Origin of the sequence: Exiguobacterium sp. s40, assembly GCF_018617905.1 — a bacterium.
GTDB classification, from domain to species: Bacteria; Bacillota; Bacilli; order Exiguobacteriales; family Exiguobacteriaceae; genus Exiguobacterium; species Exiguobacterium mexicanum_A.
In genome coordinates this window covers 1-266 of sequence record NZ_JACSLC010000041.1, presented here as the reverse complement: position 1 = coordinate 266, position 266 = coordinate 1, and the positions used below count along the sequence as shown (strand labels likewise).

Below are 266 nucleotides of genomic sequence, written 5' to 3'. Positions count from 1 at the left end.
ACCCCCAACTACTTTCGGCGCTGAAGCGCTTAACTTCCGTGTTCGGCATGGGAACGGGTGTGGCCGCTTCGCTATCGCCACCAGACAAGTGTTATATTAACATTATTTAGTCATAACGTCAATATTTTTTAAGAGATTATTCTCTCAAAACTGAAGACTCATCAATTCATACAAACCTTAGACTAGATCAAAGCCTCGACCGATTAGTATCATTCAGCTCCACACGTCGCCGTGCTTCCACCCATGACCTATCTACCTCATCGTCT

At 44.7% G+C, this 266-nt stretch carries 2 rRNA genes; both read right to left on the bottom strand.

The window, feature by feature from the left end:
* Positions 1-85, bottom strand: a 5S ribosomal RNA gene (gene rrf, locus KNP02_RS14775); the annotation flags it as partial.
* Between the two features lie 98 nt (positions 86-183).
* Positions 184-266 (bottom strand): 23S ribosomal RNA (locus KNP02_RS14770); the annotation flags it as partial.